This window comes from Ruegeria sp. S84 (genome assembly GCF_056583445.1).
The window spans coordinates 2617119-2632995 of the sequence record NZ_CM152618.1 but is presented as its reverse complement, the minus strand read 5'-3'; the positions used below and the strand labels follow the sequence as shown (position 1 = coordinate 2632995).

Here is a 15877-nt window from a genome sequence, read left to right as displayed (position 1 = left end):
CAGTTACTTTAGTTGACTAACGACCGGATACGAGAAGATCAGAGGCTGTTGAGCCGATGTTTTTCGAGTATCCCGCAAAGCATAGCTTGTGCTTGCAGCCTGTGTTCTCGATGACGTTCACGGGCAACATCCGGTCGACCTTCACTAATTGCTTGAAAAACAACACGGTGATCTTCGTTGGATTTGACGGGCAGGGGCCTGATGAACAACGTCGTTGCGCGCGCGCGACGCACCTGATCGCTCATCATGGCGACAATCGCTTCGACCCGTTTGTTGCCGCCCAACCGAACGAGCTCCTGATGAAACAACTCGTCGGCCTCGGCCCAGGCTTCTAGGTCTTCGGCTTCGATGGCTTGGTCCATCTTTGCAATTGATCCGGCAAGTACTGCCAGTTCATCTTCTGAATAACCCGCTTCGGCAGCGCGCTGTGCTGCTAGGCTCTCGAGTTCCGTCAGTATGTCGTAAATTTCACGCATATCGTCTGATGAAACAGGCAGTATCCGCACACCCTTGCGGGGCCGCATTTCCAGCAACCCCTTACTTTCCAACATCAGCGCAGCTTCCCGTATCGGAGTGCGGGACATGCCCAGAGTTTCGGCGAGTTCCGACTCCAGATGGTCAGTTCCGGCCGCAAGTTCGCCAGACAGGATCATCTGTCGCAAATCCCTAACAGCGCGTTGCGTATTGGAAAGAGTTTTTGCGTCCTGATCCTTCACGGCGTCTCCAGGTTGATCTTTCGTCCCTCCGCAGCCGAGAGATAGATGTTCTCTTCGATGCGGATCACATCCAAATAATCTCGGGCCGTGTTTTCCAACGGCGTGCCTCTTAGAAGGCCTGAAACGACGTGACTTTGCAAGGCGTGGACGCAGTCTCCTCCAAATCCATCGTGATCGCTTGGAGGTAGAATCTGCTGCCGCTCCTGTTTTCCAAAAGCGCGGAGTTCTACTGAACCGTCGCCATTAAGAACCAGTGATCCTTCCGTTCCTTCGATGAGCGCTTCGCCCATGGTCTGACGCAGGTTTTCGGCACTGTGGTCAAGGCATCTGTTGCCATCGAACAGAGCTTTCAAACCGTTGGGGTGGTCAAACAGGATGTAACCTGCATCCTCGCCTGCGATAACTGGGTTAACTTGGCGCAAGTCCGCATAAACTGCGCTGGGCGCATCGAACAAAAATCGGAATGTGTCTACCCAATGAACCGCTGTTTCATGAACCAGGAAACGCGGCATTTCCTGAAAGTACGGCTGCCGGTCAAGGTAGGCTCGTGGTCCCTGTCCGTCGCCGGGCCGAAGCCGGAAAGTCGCTTGGAGAGGTGTACCAATTCGACCCTCGGTCATCGCCTCTTTGATTGCGCGATACCAAGGCTGGAAGCGAAAGTTCTCGTGCACAACAATAGTTGCGCCTACCGCTTCAGCCTCGGAGACGATCTTCTCCGCTTCATCCAGAGATATGCAGAAAGGTTTTTGGCAGATCAGCCACTTTATGCCCGAATGCAGCGCAGTTCGAATAGCGTCGGCCTGCGCCACAGGCGGAAGGATGATGTCCACGAGATCCGGTTCTTCCGTCTCCAGCATTTTTGACAGATCATCGTAAGCGGCCAGTCCTGTTTCTTTCGCCTTTTTGATGTCACGGTTGCAGGATGCAATCGGAACCGCTCCGGGCATTCGAGACCAGCTTTCGTAGTGGAATTTGCTGAAGTATCCCGCACCCACACACGCGACTCTGATAACTTCTTGAGTATTCATGCCCGCAATGCTTCCAATACCGATGAGGCTGCGTCCTGTGTTCCGGCTGTGCCACCTAGGTCACGCGTCAGGTTTTGACCGCTCTCAGTCACCTTTTCCACGGCTTCCCGTAAACGTTCGCCATCTTTGGACAGTTCTGGATGATTATGGGTCAACCCTAACCATTCAAGCATCATTGCTGCAGACAGGATCATCGCGAAAGGATTGGCAATGTCTTGTCCCGCAATGTCCGGAGCAGAGCCGTGACAGGGTTGGAACACGGCGTGGTTCAACCCGATATCTGCTGAAGGAGCCAATCCAAGACCGCCCATAAGGCCGGCGCCAAGGTCAGAAAGGATGTCGCCGAACATGTTTTCAGTCACCAAAACATCGAATTCCCAAGGCTTCTGCACCATCCAAAGCGCAGTGGCATCAACATAAGCATGGTCTGCCCGCAATTTGGGATGGCGAGCGGCTTCAGCGTCAAACATCGATCTGAAGAATGCAAAGGCGCGGAACACATTGGCCTTGTCGACACAGGTAACCCGCCCCTTGCCACGCCCTGAAGCCTTTCGGTTTTTGGCAAGTTCAAACGCGAACCGGAATAGCTTTTCAGATATCTCGCGCGTGATCAAAAGGGTTTCACGTGCCTCGTCTTCGGTGACTTCCCCCGCGCCTTGAGTGAAGAACAACCCTTCAGTGCTTTCACGAATCAAGACAAAGTCGATCTCTTTTCCGGGAGGCAGCGCCAAGGGGGTCATTTGTCCGCTGCTAACCTTTACCGGACGCACGCCGGCAAAAAGGCCGAGCTGCTTCCGCAGGTCGATCTGTGGTGAAATCTCGGTTCCATCAGGATAGCGAACATCCGGCAAACCCATTGCAGATAGCAGAATCGCATCTGCCTTGCGTGCAGTTTCAAGTGAACCAGTCGGAAACGATTCTCCAGTTTTGGCGTAGTGGCCTGCGCCTGCTGGAGCGTCTGTAAACGCTAGGTCGTAGCTGGGATTGTTGCCGGAGAGCTGCCGCAGGATTTCAAGCGTAGGGGCCATAATTTCCGGGCCGATCCCGTCCCCGTGGAACACCGCGACATCGTAGTTCTTTTTCATCTTGGCCCGCTTCCTTCCAGTTTCGCATTCATAGCGCGATAGCAGCTTTCGCTACAGTCCGTTGACAATGCATTCTTTAATGTATACGCAAATAAATGCAATAATAAACGCAAAGATGTTTGGGAGGACTTGGAAATGAAACTGAAGTTAGGGCAGTTGGCGGCTGCAGCCGTGATTGCAACCGGGATTTCAGGGGCTGCTACCGCGCAGGATTACCCTTACCGTGATATCACCACAGCTGTGGTCTGGGGGGCCGGTGGCGGCACGGACACGATCAACCGAATGATCATGGCCGAAATGGAAAAACACCTTCCAGTCTCGATCAATGTGATTAACCAAACCGGTGGGGTCGCAGGCTCCAACGGCATGGTCTACGTCATGAACCAACCAGACGATGGCTATACACTGGTTGGTCTGTCTGAATCGAACGTCACCGCTGCTGTGCAGGGCGGTTGGGACAAGAAATTTGACTTTTGGTATCCGTTTATTGTTGGCGGATCACCCGATCTGATCTCGGTTCCGGCGGACAGCCCTTACAATACTCTGGAAGAACTGGTCGACGCTGCCAAAGCCGCTCCTGGCACTATTCCCGCTGCCGCGTCCGGCGCGGGTTCGATCCACCACTTGAATCTTCTCGCCATCGAGAAAGGGTCCGGTGCAGAGTTCAAGTTTGTTCCATACAAAGGCTCAGCGCCCGGGCAGGAAGCGGCGATAGCAGGTGAGGTTGCGTTGGTTGTGACTTCGCTGGCTGAACAAGCTCCTTTGATCGAAGGCGGACAGTTGAAGCCACTTGCGATGTTGACACCGGAAGATGCGCAGATTGCCGGAGCTACAGTGCCATCTGCCTTTAGCATCTATGACGGTCTCGACAAGTATCTGCCGCTAAAACAAGCCATCGGATTTGCCGTTCACAGCTCGGCTGGAGATGATGTGAAGGCGGCCCTCGGCGATGCGTTCGAGCAGGCGATTGCATCCGATACCGTCGCTGAATGGGCTGAGGCAAACAATTATGATGTCGGTGGTCAACACGGCGAAGAAGCTCAAGAATTATTTGCGAACCTTGAGGCTACTTTTGCCTATACCTTGCAAGATTTGGGCGCTGCCACGGTCGATCCAGCCTCGCTGGGTATCGAGAAGCCCTAATCCGATCAATTTTGGAAGGGCGCGTTTGATCGCGCCCTTTCCTCTAGGAGGCAGGCATGGACAAAATCGACGAAACACTGGTCATGCGGACCCGCGATTTCTGGGCTGCTATTGTTCTAATAACAGTGTCCGTCTTTTTCCTTTGGAAAACGTTGGACATCCCACTTTGGGGTGAAAACCGCGCAGGTGTAAGTGGGTCGGACTGGTACAACTCGGCTGCAATTGTACCGTTGTTCATCTTCGGTGGATTGCTTGTGTTGTCCTTCGTCTTGTTGGCTACTTCGATCCGCTCAGGTGGAGCCCAGAACGCGCTCACGGCTTTGGGGATCGGATGGGATAAGTGGGAAGCCTATCGAGCATCAACAATAGGCCTGATCCTTCTTGCATACGTCGTCGGACTGGTTCCCAGAGTGGACTTCATATTGTGCTCGGGGTTACTGATTACTGCTTTGACTTACGGCTACTACGGCGGTCACGCGCGGCGTGCTTTGGTAGCCTGTATCGCAGTTGTCTCTGCCGGACTTTTTGCGTTCGCCGTGTTTCCCGCGCAGGCGGAATGGAATGCACACGGTGATGATTGGTTTACACTGGCCCTATGGGTCTCGCTATCATTTGTGGTGTTGATCAAATCGGCTTCCGAACGCGTTTTGCGGTTTGTGCCAGTCGTCGCAATACTGGCCCCGCTGATCCTCGTCTGCGCGATGGCCTTTATTTTCCGACAGAACGTGCCCGCGCGCGGGGGGCTGATCTTCAAGCAAATCGAATACCACTACTACGTGACGCTTCGTCCGTTATGGAAAGACTGACCGGATGGACTTTATCCTTTCGCAACTGGCTGGGTTTGGGACCGCATTCGTTGGTCTGGCAGTGGACCCGCTGACCTATCTGTATTTGATTGCTTCCGTGTTCCTAGGCATCACGTTCGGCGCGTTGCCCGGCCTGACCGCAACGCTGGCAGTGACGATCCTGACGGGATTTTTCGGCAACAAGATCCCATTGGACTATTCGCTTATCGCTTTGCTCGGGGCCTATGTTGGCGCGATTTACGGCGGCTCTTACCCGTCTATTCTGCTGAACATACCTGGCACAGCAGCTAGCGCGGCGACGGCCATGGATGGCTACCCTCTGGCCAAAGCAGGTCGAGGGGGCGAAGCACTTGGTCTGACCACAACGGCCAGCTTTATCGGTACGGTTATTGGGACTACCACGCTTTTGATTTTCGTCTGGGCGCTGCTTTTGGTTTCAAAGAACATCGCAAGCCCGGAGAAAGCATTGCTGGCCCTGTTCGGCATTCTGCTTTCTGGCACTTTAATGAGCGAAGACCTGGTGATTAAGGGATGGATCGCCGGTCTGATCGGGCTTGCGATGTCCATGGTGGGACTCGACCCTCTGTTGTCTGAACCGCGCTATACTTTCGGCTGGTCTTACCTGTTGAGCGGGTTTCAGGTCGTGCCAGTTTTGATGGGGGCCTTCGCCATCCCCCAAATTATCGACGGCTTGAGGCACGTTGAGGCCGGGAAAGTTCTGGCCCTGAAAGGTCGCATCCTTCCGAACCTACGCTCCATCCGACGCTACCTGCCCACCATTGGCCGGTCAGGAGTGATTGGGACCGGAGTAGGAGCGCTTCCTGGCGTCGGCGAAGATGTCGCCGGTTGGGTCAGCTACGGTGTCGGCAAGACCGTATCTGCTGAGGGCGATAAGTTTGGAAAAGGGTCATTGGAAGGTCTGCTATGCTCTGAAACAGCAAACAACGCCTGCATTGGGGGCGCGCTAATCCCGCTTTTGGTTTTGGGCATTCCCGGTTCACCACCCGCCGCGGCTTTGATGGGGGCTTTCAAGATCAACAACGTGATCCCGGGCCCCACGATAGACCCCGAGATCATTCTGCGCGTAGTCGCAATCCTAGTGCTGGCATCCCTGACTATGTTCTTGATGGGCCTGTTCACTGCTCGGGTCTTTATCAAAATACTCGCCATACCGCAGACCATCTTCTTGCCGGTTGTGATGGTTCTGACAACAATCGGGTCCTTCAGCGTCGGTGGTGGCATCAATGATCTCTACCTGATGCTTGGTGTCGGCGCCGTCGCCTATTTTATGAACCTGATGAAGTACCCAATCGCTCCATTGGTCATTGGGGTTATACTTGGAAGCCTGTTTGACGAAACTTTCCGCCGGTCGCTGTTCTTGTCGGACGGGGATCTTTCGGTCTTCTTTTCGCGACCCGGTGCGGCCATTCTACTTGTGCTAAACGTTGGTCTGATCCTCAGCCAACTGCCCATGGCAAAGCGCGCTTTCTCACGTTTGAAAGGACTTTCCGTCTGATGTTTGTGGTTACCGTCACCTTCACTCTCAAGCCCGGTACGAGAGAAACCTTTTTGCCGCTAATGGTCGAAAACGCTTCAACCACTTTGCGTGAAGAACCCGGATGCCAGCAGTTTGACGTTTGCCTCGGCGACGATCCCGAGACAGTTTTTCTCTATGAGGTTTATGATGACAGCGTGGCGTTCTCCGCCCACCTGGAAAGCGCGCATTTCCAGTCCTTCGATACGGCTGTGGCTGATATGATCGCCACCAAGACTGTTCAACAGTATTCCGAGGTCATCCGATGAACGATTGGGAAATTCACGCCGTGAAATACGCGGATCGCAATGCCCGCACTCGACGCGACAGCTTCATATTGGATGACAATCACGATGCACCTCACGCGATGGACTATTTCGTTTGGGTGCTCAAGCGTGGCAACAAAGTTATACTGGTCGATACCGGATACGACAGCGACGAGGCAGCCGCCCGTGGACGTCCCATTGTGATGGACCCACGCGAGGCTTTGCGCCCATTGGACATCATGCCCGAATCGGTGACCGAGGTTATCGTGACCCATCTCCATTATGACCACGCTGGGGGGCTGCATATGTTCCCAAATGCGAAGTTGCACATGCAATCGGCGGAAATGGCCTTCGCTACAGGTCCCTGCATGTGCCACGACCACTTACGCGCGCCTTTCTCGGCGGGCCATATCTGCGAGGTCGTAAAGCGCCTCTATTCAGGCAAGGTCGTGTTCTACGACGGAGAGGCCGAGATAGCAGATGGGGTGACCGTACACTGTATCGGCGGGCATTCGCGGGGGTTGCAATGTGTTCGTGTAAGAACAGCAGCCGGGTGGATGGTTCTGGCCTCGGATGCCTCGCATTACTACGAGAATTTCATGGCGCGAAAAGCCTTTCCCATCGTCGTCGATTTGCAGGAAATGATGGATGGTTTCAAGACCCTAGAGAGGTTGGCCTCACATCCTCGACTTATCGTGCCCGGCCATGATCCACTTGTGCGCGAGATTTTTCCCGTCGGAGCAGCACCGCACATCCATAGGCTGGATCCAGGGCCGACGAAGGACATTAAAATATGCTGATCGGCGTCATAGCGGACGATTTCACTGGTGCGAGCGACATTGCGAACACCTTGGCAAAGGGCGTCGAGCCGGAAGGTGGATTAAGAACCGCGCAGTTTCCAGGTATTCCGGATACTCCGGCCGACAAAGAGATCGAAGCGGGTGTCGTCTCACTCAAGAGCCGCACTGCACCTGTCGAAGAAGCTGTTGCGGACAACCTGCGAGCCCTGCGATGGCTTAAAGATCAAGGATGCCGCCAGTTCATCTTCAAGTATTGCTCGACCTTTGATTCCACTAGGCTGGGAAATATCGGCCCGGTTGCGGAAGCGTTGGCCAACGAACTGGGCGCGCAAAAGGTGGTTTTCTGTCCAGCCTTTCCGACAACGGGGCGCACCATCTATCACGGCCATCTATTTGTGTTCGGCAAGCTGTTGAACGAGTCCGGGATGGAAAATCACCCTCTTACTCCGATGACGGATGCCGACATCAAGCGTTGGTTGCAGTATCAGACCCAAGAAGCGGTTGGGTTGGTTTCAATTGACGCCGTGACGCAAGGACCAGAGGCGATTGCTACTGCTTTGCGGAACGTCGACGAACGCTTTGTGATCGGTGATGCGATTTCGGACGAGGATTTGCTGGCCTGGGGCGAGGCTCTGAAGGATGCCCAGCTCATTACTGGGGGATCTGGGATAGCGCTGGGGCTACCCAAGAACTTCGTCAGAAAAGCTTCGTCCAAAAGAGGTGGCAGTGCGTTCACTCGTATCGCAGGGCCTGCCGCGATACTTGCTGGGTCTTGCTCGGGAGCGACCCGTGGGCAGATCGATGTGCATGCGAAGTCCAATCCGACGTTCGCCATCGATGTTCCGGGTGTCATGTCCGGGGATGTGACCACGCAAACGCTTCTGGATTTCTTTGAAACGCATTTAGGTCAGGCACCGCTCGCATATTCATCGGGAAGCCCGGATGATGTGCGTGCTATCCAAGACCAATTCGGTCGGGAAGCGGTTGCAGAAAAACTGGATAGTCTCTTTGCAGATACCGCCCGAGAACTTGTCCAAAAGGGCTACAAGCGATTGGTGGTGGCAGGGGGAGAGACGTCGGGAGCTGTTGCCAAGGCTGTTTCTGAGGCACTGGGGTCTCCGGCCATGTCAATTGGGCCAGAGATCGACCCGGGCGTGCCAGTCCTGAGCGTTGGAAAATCTGAACCCATTGCGCTGGCTCTAAAGTCTGGAAACTTCGGCGCTCCGGACTTTTTCGCAAAAGCGCTGAGAATGATGGAGGCCGGTAAATGAGTTCTGAAGAACAGGTACTGCGACAACAGATGTCCGAGCTGTGCGCCTCGCTGTTTGCGCGTGGATTCTCCGTCGGCACTGCTGGCAACGTCTCTGCACGTCTGCACGACGGCATCCTCATGACACCAACCAATTCCACCTTGGGCGATATCGACCCAGAGCGTATCGCCAAGATTGATTTGGATGGCATCCACGTCTCCGGGGACAAGCCGACCAAGGAGGTTTTTCTGCACCAAGCCTTCTATGAGACGCGGCCACAAGCTGGTGCAGTGGTTCATCTGCACTCGACCTGGGCCACTGCATTGTCGTGTCTGGAAGACACCAATCCCAATGACTGTATTCCACCGCTTACGCCGTATGTGGTGATGCGCGTCGGTACGGTCAAACTGGTTCCATACGTCAAGCCGGGCGACCCGAAGTCCGGTGATTTGATCCGTGAACTAGACGGCAAGTATAGTGCGGTTCTGTTGGCCAATCACGGTCCCGTCGTCTCGGGAAAGGATCTCTTCTCAGCGGTTTGTGCAGCAGAAGAGTTAGAAGAAACGGCCAAGCTGCTCGTGGCTTTGCGCGGCCTGCCTACCCGGTTGCTGGATGCTAAAAAAGTCGCAGAACTCAAAGAGACTTTCGGAAGGATTTGATCTGGCACCAAAATGGTGCGTGTGCAAACTATCGGGCAAATCGTGCAAAGTTATCCGGTGACTTACCTCAGCAGATCTCAAGCGATACAACCCAGCAAACGATTGGCGGAGAACGAGTTTTTTATAAGGCCACGTTCACCACTATAGACGGTACTGATAACTATGTCCTCTACCCTTTAGAGGTATCGACGACAGCGGGTGACTATTATGGCGGGGCAAGTAGCTGGTTCTTTTCGACGACCGGGCCTTGCTAGAAGGCGTTCCGCTTGCATTAGCCAGCATAAGCACAAACAATCCGAACAAGATGAATTACGTATGCTTTGTCGATGGAACAGCAATCGAAACAGCCACAAGTAGCGTAATTGTTGAAGGCCTCTCAGGCGGTGATGAGATGATCCAGGCGGATGGGAGACCAGTTAAGATTTGATGGGTTGGCGCTCATCATGTGAGCCTTGCAGAATGCCTTGCAAATCAGAAGCTTTGGCCTGTGAAAGATTGATATGAATGCGCTTGGACGCGGAATCCCGAATTGTGATCTCTTTGTCTCGCAACAACACTAAGTTTCTAGCGGCCAAAACGGACTTTCGCCGCGGTAGAACGAATGTCCGTTTTTGGATTTCAGAAACTTAATGAGCGCTGATCTCCCCCGGTATTTCCCCCTTGTTTATGCTGTGTTTGCCTTAGTAATTGGACTTTTTTGAACCAGTGATAAGTTCATTATTGACAATTTTGGACGCCATTTTACATAATCGGCCATGATCCATCCAATTGATCGCACGCTAGATATCGTTGTCCTGGTGAGTCCGCATTTCAATGTTTCGGCGACTACGTCTTTCGTGGATCCTTTCAGAATAGCCAATTACCTGACAGGTTCGGCTCGATTTTCTTGGACCTATGTCTCGGACCTCGGTGGACCAGTTGAGTCTAGCAGCGGCCTAGTCGTTGACACTGCCCCATTGGCGGCCGTGACGGGGCGCAAGCCCTGGCTGGTTCTGGTGAGTACAAGTTGGTCACCTGAACGTCACGGAACATCTCAGTTTAAGGTGGCCCTTCAGAAGTGGGAGGCGTGCGGAGCAATCGTTGGCGGCTTGGATACTGGTGCGATTGTTCTTGCGGCTGCTGGACTGCTTAAAGGCAAGACAGCGACGGTACACTATGAGCACATCGATGCCTTTGCTGAAATGGCCCATGATACCACAGTGTCAGAGAACATGATTGTTATGGATGGAAAGATGTTCACTTGTTGCGGGGGTTCCGCAGCGACTGATCTGGGTTTGCGGTTTGTGCACTCTGTCGATGGTGAGAGTATCGCCAATGCATCTGCGCGATATCTTTTTCATCACAATGTACGCGGTGAGGGCCAATCACAGAACCCCAAAGACGTAGAGCCACTGGGGTATGTCACCTCTGGGGTGGTAAGGGACGCAATCGACTTGATGGAGGCACATTTGGAAGCCACTTTGTCGATCCCTGAAATATCAGCGAGGTTGAAGATTTCGCAACGACAACTTAGCAGATTGTTTCAGCAATATGTCCAGAAGTCGCCGATCGAGTACTACCGTGACATACGCCTTGATCGCGCGCGTGGACTAGTAACCCAAACAGAGTTGAAATTCAGCGAGATTGCAGAAGCATCAGGATTTAATGGGCAAGTTCATTTCAGCCGGGCATATCGAAGCCGTTTTGGCCTCACACCAACTGCAGACCGTATTGAAGGCCGTACTCCATTCGAGTTCCGCGCTTGGCCAATGTTCAAGCCTGATATTAAGTCCGAAGGTGTTGGGTAGCTTTTTGCATCGCGGTAAGCATCTTGTCGCGTTGCGCTGATAACTCTTCGGTACTTTGCCCCTGAGTTTGATCGTTAATGCCATCGACCAGTTTATTGATGACATCCTCATCAAGACGAGGGTTGCCCAGGTCGTCCCACCAGCCATTGAATGTATCCTTGAAATGGTCACAGAAGGCCCGCAGACCGCCGTCGCCTGCACCCAGGTGGAAAAGTGTCGTCGGACCCATCGCGGCCCACCGCAATCCGGGGCCGGCCCACATCGCTTTATCGATGTCTTCGACACTGGCAACGCCTTCAATCGCCATATGGACGGCCTCGCGCCATACTGCAGCTTGTAAGCGGTTTGCGACGTGTCCGGGCATGCCCTTCTTGATCCGGATCGTGACTTTACCCAGATCTTCGTAGAACGTCTCTGTTCGGTTCAGAACATCTGAACCGGTGGCGTCGTTCGCCGTCAACTCGACCAGCGGAATGAGATGTGGCGGGTTGAACGGATGACCTAAGATGAGCTTACTCGGATCGCGCCATCCCTGTTGGAGAGCCTCGAGTGTTAGGCCGGATGTTGAGCTTGAAACTATTGCATCAGCGCTCAACTCTGGCTCAACTTCCGCATAGGTGGAATGTTTGATCGGCAACCGCTCGGGCACATTCTCCTGAATGAACTGCGCGTTTCGCACGGCCTCAGCTGCGGTCGGTGCAAAGGTGATCGCATCTCGGGTGGCGTGGCCAACTTGGCCCAATTCTTCCAACGCAGGCCACGCCTTTTCAATGTATTTAAGGACGGATGCCTCAGCGTTCGGATCGGGATCAAATACAGTCACACTGCGACCCGACGCGAGGAACAGCGCTGCCCAGCTTGCCCCGATGACACCGGCTCCGAGAATGGCGGTTCTTTCGATTTCCGACATCAGAACAGTCCCGGATTCAGGGGGGATGCCGCAGTCATACCACCGTCCACAGTGAACAGTTGGCCAGTCGCAAAAGACGACTCGTCAGAAGCTAGCCAAACAGCCATCGCAGCAATGTCTGCGGGCTTACCAAAGCGTTTGACCGCATGGCGTGCCAGCGCGTCTGATCTAGCCTTTTCCGGGTCATGGGCGAGTTCGAATGCTGCGTCCAGCATGCCCGTCTCAATCCATCCCGGGCAGATTGCATTGCAGCGCACCGCAGGTCCATGGTCCACTGCGATAGAGCGTGTAAGTCCATGCACAAACGCTTTTGAAGCATTGTAGAGCGCCATCGATGGGTCAGCGGCATTGCCCGAGATCGAACCAATGTTGATGATCGAACCACCCTGGGACATTTTCGGAATGAGGGCGCGGCAACAGTTAAAAACGCCTCGTGCGTTTACTCCCATCACCAAATCCCAATCCGCGTCTGAGCTTTCGGTCACTGTTTTTTCGACCTGAACGCCGGCGTTGTTTACCAGGATATCTACCAGGCCGATTGTTCGGGCAGTACGTGCAACCGCTTCGGGATTGGATACATCCAGCGTATACCATGCTACGTGATCCGGTAGATCATCTGGCTTAGGGCCGCGCCCGCAGGTGGCGACAGCCGCACCTTCGGCTGCGAAGGCCTCAACGATGCCGCGACCAATGCCCTGTTTGCCGCCGGTAACAAAGGCGCGTTTCCCAGCTAACCGCATCAGTGTGCCACCATAACGTGACGGACTGCGGTGTAAGCATCCAGCGCATAGACCGACATATCGCTGCCCGTGCCTGAGCCCTTCATCGCGGCCCAAGGCATCTCGGGGGTCGCAACCCCATGCGTGTTTACCCAGGTGAATCCATAGCGCAACTTGGACGTCATTTGCATTGCTCTCCCAACATCTCGTGTCCAGACCGATGAGGCCAAACCGTAAGCTCCGGTGTTGGCGATCCTCAACGCATCTTCTGCCGCAGAAAACCGAGAGACAGTTACAACGGGTCCAAAAACCTCATTGCAGGCAATCTCTGCAGTGTTGTCGACATTGGCGATGACTGTCGGCTGGTAGAAAAAGCCGTCTTCTTCGCCAGAGGCCCCACCGGAAACGATTTCAGAGCTGCTGCGTGCGCGATCAACAAAACCCGCTACACGATCCCGCTGAGCCGCAGAGACAAGCGGGCCCATTTCCGTTCCTTCAGCTTTCGGTGCACCGATTTGGATCTGGCCAACCTGACCGGCAATCGCGGCCACAAGTTTGTCGTAAACTCTGTCTGCAACCATCACGCGGCAAGGCTGTGCGCAGTCCTGACCGGCATTGAAGTAGCTGCCATATCGGATCGTCTCGGCCACAGCATCGAGATCAGCATCATCAAAGACAATGACTGGCGCCTTGCCGCCCAATTCCAGATGAACGTGTTTAATTTTCTGGGAAGCAGCCCGCATTGCAGCCATGCCTGTCGCCGGAGAACCCGTAACACTGATCCCTTCCATCTGTGGGCTGTTCATCAGGGCATTCCCCACGCCGGGCCCGCGACCATGGATCACATTTAGCACGCCTTTTGGCAGAACATCTTGTAACAGTTCTGCAAGTCGCAGAGTAGATAGCGGCGTGATCTCGGACGGTTTCAACACCACCGAACATCCTGCCGCAATTGGTGCAGCAATTTTCCAGGACGCCATCATCAGCGGGTAGTTCCAAGGGGCGATGGCGGCGACAGGGCCAATGGGGTCGCGCCGGATCATCGACGTATGACCCGCGACATACTCTCCAGAGGCAGACCCCATCATGGTGCGCGCAGCCCCGGCGAAAAAGCGAAAGACATCAATCGTCAGCGGCATTTCATCATCATGAGCCGATGGCCAGGGTTTTCCCACATCTAGGCTTTCAAGATCTGCCAACTCCTGGCTGTTCGCCTCGATAACATCAGCTATCTGAAGCAAGATTGCAGCGCGTTCTGCAGGGGTCGTAACCGAAAAGGTCTCAAATGCCTCTGCTGAGCCGCGCACCGCCGCCTCGACCTGTGCATCGCTGGCTTCTTTTACAGCACCGACTACCTCGCCTGTTGCAGGGTTCAGGACGTCCAAGGCCTCTCCGATCCCTTCGACCATTTCGCCATTGATCAACATCTTCGTCTGCATATGCATCTCCTTAGAAGCCAACCTGATCGCCGCCTTTTAGTGCGAGCCGCATGCGGGCTTCTGCTGGCGACGCGACCGTAAGGCCAAGGTTTTCAACGATTGATCGGATGCGCGTGACCTGTTCCGCGTTAGATTTTGCCAACTCACCCTTGCCGATGAACAGGCTGTCTTCGAGACCGACACGCAGGTTACCGCCCCGCATGGCGCTTTGGGTCGCAAATGGCATTTGGTGACGACCAGCGGCAAGGACCGACCATTCGTAATTCTCTGCTCCGAACAGCTTATCGGCTGTGTTGTGCATGTGAGTCAGATGGTCCGCATCTGCGCCAACGCCACCCAAGATGCCAAATACCATCTGAATGAAAAATGGCGGTTTGATCAGGCCCTGATCCACGAACCATTTGATGTTGTAGAGATGTCCAAGATCATAGCATTCGAACTCGAACTTGGTGCCGTGATCTCCACCAAGTTTTTCGATGGCGTAACGAATTGTTTTGAAAGTGTTGGGAAAGATAAAGTCTTCCGTCATCTCCAAAAATGGCCGTTCCCAGTCGTGCTGAAACTCGGTGTATTTCTGCAGCATCGGAAAGATACCAAAGTTCATGGATCCCATGTTGAGCGATGCCATCTCTGGGCTGGTAGATGTCGCCGCCAGCAACCGCTCATCCATCGACATCCCCAAGCCGCCGCCGGTCGAGACATTCATCACAACATCGGTGGACTGCTTGATTACGGGTAGAAATTGCTTGAACAGCTCAGGTCGGGGATCGGGTTTTCCTGTCTCCGGGTGCCGTGCGTGCAGGTGAACGATTGATGCCCCTGCCTGGGCCGCCTCAATACTGGCCGTCGCAATCTCGGCCGGTGTAATCGGCAGATGCGGTGACATTGACGGCGTATGGATGCCTCCAGTCGGCGCGCAAGTGATAATGACTGGCTTGGGCATCAGAGCTTCCATCTGCTGCACTTGTGCAGACAGCCCCCCGTCCAGAACCCACAACTGGCCAGAGGCATAGCGCGCCTCGTCCGAGGCAAGCCAGTTGACCAAATTTGCAATATCCTCGGGCGTCCCGTAGGTGCGCATCGGATGAACATCACGCACGGCCTTTTGCAGCGTTTCAATGTTGCCACCTCCTCCGCCGGATCCATCGCCGTTGAAGAAGCTCTGCAGCATTGGAGTGTCGATATAGCCAGGGCAGATGGCATTCACCCGGATACCTTCTGGGCCATGATCGCAAGCCATTGCGCGGGTCAAAGCGTGAACTGCACCCTTGGTCGCGCAATAGGCCGCAAGCCCTGGATCTGCGATGAACCCGTCGTAGGAGCCAAAATTGATAAGGCTTGCGCTATTCCCTGTCTTCGCCGCTTCGCGCATCAATGGGATGGCGTATTTCGAGGTCAGGAACGTGCCCGTGGAATTAACCGCAAAGCTTTGATTCCATTCCTCCAACGTGGTCTCTTCAACCGTTTTTTCGATCTCGATCCCCGCCGCGTTCACTAGGATGTCCAACTTTCCGTGTGCGGCGCGCACATGATCCATCGCCGCAACCGAGTCTGCTTCTTGAGTCACATCCAGCTTAACAAAATGACTGCCATCATCGTCGTGCTGATCTAACGACCCTTCCGGCGTGAGGTCAGCGGCAAATACCGTTGCGCCCTCTCTTAGAAACCGAGCGACAATCGCGCGCCCGATCCCACCGCGAGCACCAGTCACGAGAGCAACTTTTCCGTTCAGCAT

15 protein-coding genes and 1 pseudogene are annotated in these 15877 nt (G+C 54.4%); 8 read left to right on the top strand and 8 right to left on the bottom strand.

All coding sequences use genetic code 11. From position 1 onward, the window contains the following. Positions 1-38: 38 nt before the first annotated feature. From AC1DFB_RS13240 to AC1DFB_RS13230, 3 genes are read right to left on the bottom strand one after another with little or no spacing between them, the layout of a single operon-like run. Positions 39-716 carry a GntR family transcriptional regulator gene (locus AC1DFB_RS13240; protein WP_170380084.1) on the bottom strand — a complete coding sequence of 226 codons (678 nt, stop codon included), beginning with the start codon at positions 714-716 and terminating at the stop codon, positions 39-41. Further along, a complete protein-coding gene (locus AC1DFB_RS13235) occupies positions 713-1744 on the bottom strand; it encodes a Gfo/Idh/MocA family protein (protein ID WP_480921421.1) in 1032 nt (343 codons plus the stop codon). The genes AC1DFB_RS13240 and AC1DFB_RS13235 overlap by 4 nt, the downstream gene beginning before the upstream one ends. Continuing rightward, positions 1741-2829, bottom strand: a complete 1089-nt coding sequence (locus tag AC1DFB_RS13230) for an isocitrate/isopropylmalate dehydrogenase family protein (protein WP_480921420.1) — start codon at positions 2827-2829, stop codon at positions 1741-1743. Before AC1DFB_RS13230 ends, AC1DFB_RS13235 begins: the two co-directional genes overlap by 4 nt. Before the next feature lie 135 nt (positions 2830-2964). On the opposite strand from AC1DFB_RS13230, the gene AC1DFB_RS13225 reads away from it, so the two are divergent. From AC1DFB_RS13225 to AC1DFB_RS13190, 8 genes are all read left to right on the top strand, one after another. Continuing rightward, positions 2965-3972 (top strand): tripartite tricarboxylate transporter substrate binding protein, encoded by a 1008-nt coding sequence (locus tag AC1DFB_RS13225; protein ID WP_170408440.1) that lies wholly within the window; start codon positions 2965-2967, stop codon positions 3970-3972. A gap of 56 nt (positions 3973-4028) precedes the next feature. Then, positions 4029-4778: a hypothetical protein gene (locus tag AC1DFB_RS13220; protein ID WP_480886236.1), complete on the top strand. Its 750-nt coding sequence runs from the start codon at positions 4029-4031 to the stop codon at positions 4776-4778. Positions 4779-4782: 4 nt separating this feature from the next. Continuing rightward, positions 4783-6294 carry a tripartite tricarboxylate transporter permease gene (locus tag AC1DFB_RS13215; protein ID WP_480921419.1) on the top strand — a complete coding sequence of 504 codons (1512 nt, stop codon included), beginning with the start codon at positions 4783-4785 and terminating at the stop codon, positions 6292-6294. Continuing rightward, positions 6294-6581: a putative quinol monooxygenase gene (locus tag AC1DFB_RS13210; RefSeq protein ID WP_480753956.1), complete on the top strand. Its 288-nt coding sequence runs from the start codon at positions 6294-6296 to the stop codon at positions 6579-6581. The genes AC1DFB_RS13215 and AC1DFB_RS13210 overlap by 1 nt, the downstream gene beginning before the upstream one ends. Beyond that, positions 6578-7378: an N-acyl homoserine lactonase family protein gene (locus AC1DFB_RS13205; protein ID WP_480921418.1), complete on the top strand. Its 801-nt coding sequence runs from the start codon at positions 6578-6580 to the stop codon at positions 7376-7378. Before AC1DFB_RS13210 ends, AC1DFB_RS13205 begins: the two co-directional genes overlap by 4 nt. Continuing rightward, positions 7372-8649 (top strand): 3-oxo-tetronate kinase, encoded by a 1278-nt coding sequence (gene otnK / locus AC1DFB_RS13200; protein WP_480921417.1) that lies wholly within the window; start codon positions 7372-7374, stop codon positions 8647-8649. The genes AC1DFB_RS13205 and otnK overlap by 7 nt, the downstream gene beginning before the upstream one ends. Further along, positions 8646-9287, top strand: coding sequence for a 3-oxo-tetronate 4-phosphate decarboxylase (gene otnC / locus AC1DFB_RS13195; protein ID WP_480921416.1), 642 nt, complete (start codon positions 8646-8648; stop codon positions 9285-9287). The genes otnK and otnC overlap by 4 nt, the downstream gene beginning before the upstream one ends. Before the next feature lie 755 nt (positions 9288-10042). Continuing rightward, the gene (locus tag AC1DFB_RS13190; protein ID WP_170408434.1) at positions 10043-11074 is read left to right on the top strand and encodes a GlxA family transcriptional regulator; all 1032 of its coding nucleotides are present in this window, start codon (positions 10043-10045) and stop codon (positions 11072-11074) included. On the opposite strand, the gene AC1DFB_RS13185 is transcribed toward AC1DFB_RS13190, so the two are convergent. From AC1DFB_RS13185 to AC1DFB_RS13165, 5 genes and pseudogenes are all read right to left on the bottom strand, one after another. Continuing rightward, entirely contained in the window at positions 11052-11984 is a 933-nt protein-coding gene (locus AC1DFB_RS13185; RefSeq protein ID WP_480921415.1) for a 3-hydroxyacyl-CoA dehydrogenase NAD-binding domain-containing protein, read from the bottom strand. The two genes, AC1DFB_RS13190 and AC1DFB_RS13185, sit on opposite strands and share 23 nt — an antisense overlap. After that, positions 11984-12724 (bottom strand): SDR family NAD(P)-dependent oxidoreductase, encoded by a 741-nt coding sequence (locus AC1DFB_RS13180; protein WP_480921414.1) that lies wholly within the window; start codon positions 12722-12724, stop codon positions 11984-11986. Before AC1DFB_RS13180 ends, AC1DFB_RS13185 begins: the two co-directional genes overlap by 1 nt. Continuing rightward, entirely contained in the window at positions 12724-14142 is a 1419-nt protein-coding gene (locus AC1DFB_RS13175) for an aminobutyraldehyde dehydrogenase (protein ID WP_480921413.1), read from the bottom strand. The genes AC1DFB_RS13180 and AC1DFB_RS13175 overlap by 1 nt, the downstream gene beginning before the upstream one ends. A 10-nt stretch (positions 14143-14152) precedes the next feature. Then, positions 14153-15085, bottom strand: a complete 933-nt coding sequence (gene kce, locus AC1DFB_RS13170; RefSeq protein WP_480922617.1) for a 3,5-dioxohexanoate:acetyl-CoA acetone transferase — start codon at positions 15083-15085, stop codon at positions 14153-14155. An 87-nt stretch (positions 15086-15172) separates the two neighbouring features. Further along, positions 15173-15877 (bottom strand): annotated as a pseudogene (locus tag AC1DFB_RS13165) (SDR family NAD(P)-dependent oxidoreductase); the annotation flags it as partial.

Bases quoted from the DNA above. Each gene is read 5' to 3' on its own strand.
- AC1DFB_RS13235 (WP_480921421.1), bottom strand. From the start codon at position 1,744: ATGAATACTCAAGAAGTTATCAGAGTCGCGTGTGTGGGTGCGGGATAC.
- AC1DFB_RS13230 (WP_480921420.1), bottom strand. From the start codon at position 2,829: ATGAAAAAGAACTACGATGTCGCGGTGTTCCACGGGGACGGGATCGGC.
- AC1DFB_RS13225 (WP_170408440.1), top strand. From the start codon at position 2,965: ATGAAACTGAAGTTAGGGCAGTTGGCGGCTGCAGCCGTGATTGCAACC.
- AC1DFB_RS13220 (WP_480886236.1), top strand. From the start codon at position 4,029: ATGGACAAAATCGACGAAACACTGGTCATGCGGACCCGCGATTTCTGG.
- AC1DFB_RS13215 (WP_480921419.1), top strand. From the start codon at position 4,783: ATGGACTTTATCCTTTCGCAACTGGCTGGGTTTGGGACCGCATTCGTT.
- AC1DFB_RS13210 (WP_480753956.1), top strand. From the start codon at position 6,294: ATGTTTGTGGTTACCGTCACCTTCACTCTCAAGCCCGGTACGAGAGAA.
- AC1DFB_RS13205 (WP_480921418.1), top strand. From the start codon at position 6,578: ATGAACGATTGGGAAATTCACGCCGTGAAATACGCGGATCGCAATGCC.
- otnK (WP_480921417.1), top strand. From the start codon at position 7,372: ATGCTGATCGGCGTCATAGCGGACGATTTCACTGGTGCGAGCGACATT.
- otnC (WP_480921416.1), top strand. From the start codon at position 8,646: ATGAGTTCTGAAGAACAGGTACTGCGACAACAGATGTCCGAGCTGTGC.
- AC1DFB_RS13190 (WP_170408434.1), top strand. From the start codon at position 10,043: ATGATCCATCCAATTGATCGCACGCTAGATATCGTTGTCCTGGTGAGT.
- AC1DFB_RS13185 (WP_480921415.1), bottom strand. From the start codon at position 11,984: ATGTCGGAAATCGAAAGAACCGCCATTCTCGGAGCCGGTGTCATCGGG.
- AC1DFB_RS13180 (WP_480921414.1), bottom strand. From the start codon at position 12,724: ATGCGGTTAGCTGGGAAACGCGCCTTTGTTACCGGCGGCAAACAGGGC.
- AC1DFB_RS13175 (WP_480921413.1), bottom strand. From the start codon at position 14,142: ATGCAGACGAAGATGTTGATCAATGGCGAAATGGTCGAAGGGATCGGA.
- kce (WP_480922617.1), bottom strand. From the start codon at position 15,085: ATGCCCAAGCCAGTCATTATCACTTGCGCGCCGACTGGAGGCATCCAT.